Below are 933 nucleotides of genomic sequence, written 5' to 3' on the forward strand. Positions count from 1 at the left end.
CCCACGAAGTAACAAAAACTCTTGAAACTTTTCAATCTACTGATCTTTCTGAAAAGATTGAAAATTTATCGCATTGTATCACACAAATAACAGAAGAGATTACTGAACCTAAAACTCTCGTAATTAATTCTTTGCACGATATTGTTCAATTAGCCGAACAGCATAATGATACTCCTTTCAAACTCCTTATTAAAGAATTTGTTCATCCTGTTTCTTTTGAAGCTGGGCATATTACCTTAAGACTTTCTGAAAATACCCCACAATTTCTTGCTCATGATATAGAAAAAAAGATATCTCAATGGACAGAAAAACGCTGGACAATAACTTTTGTTAATGAAGGAGGTGGCCCAACCTTACAGGAGGAAAGTATAGCGATTCAAAAGACTCTTTTTTCCAATGCAGAAACAGATCCTGATATCGCAAAAATCCTCAATCATTTCCCAGAAGCAAAAATTGTCGATATTCGACTCAATAAAGAAGAAAATGATCTTGATTTACTCCCCAATACCTTTAAAAATGCTGATATTTTTAAAAATAAAAATGATATCAATGATGAATAAGGATACCTCTTCCTATGCGTGAAATGATGAGCATGATGAAAAAAGCCAAAGAAATGCAAGAAAAAATGCAGAAGATTCAAGAAGAAATAGCTAATCTGCAAGCTGTGGGCACTGCAGGAGGTGGTCTCGTCAATATCACTTTAAATGGAAAAAATATTATAACAGCAATTCAAATTGATCCTTCATTACTCAAACCTGAGGAAGCTGAAATTCTTGAAGATCTCATTATGGCGGCTTATAATGAAGCAAGAACAAAAATCGAAGTCGCAATAGAAGAAAAAACCAAAAGTATGACCGCAGGGCTACCACTCCCATCAGGTTTCAAGCTTCCATTTTAATGAAACGGATTTTTTCCGTGGGACAAAAATATGTC

1 protein-coding gene and 1 pseudogene are annotated in these 933 nt (G+C 34.5%); both read left to right on the forward strand.

All coding sequences use genetic code 11. The annotated features are described in order from the left end of the window. Positions 1–560, forward strand: a pseudogene (locus ACFIO3_RS14115) (DNA polymerase III subunit gamma/tau); the annotation flags it as partial. A 14-nt stretch (positions 561–574) separates the two neighbouring features. Then, entirely contained in the window at positions 575–898 is a 324-nt protein-coding gene (locus ACFIO3_RS14120) for a YbaB/EbfC family nucleoid-associated protein (RefSeq protein WP_375606797.1), read from the forward strand. Positions 899–933: the final 35 nt, after the last annotated feature.

Source organism: Bartonella sp. AD328YNZD, from assembly GCF_042196425.1.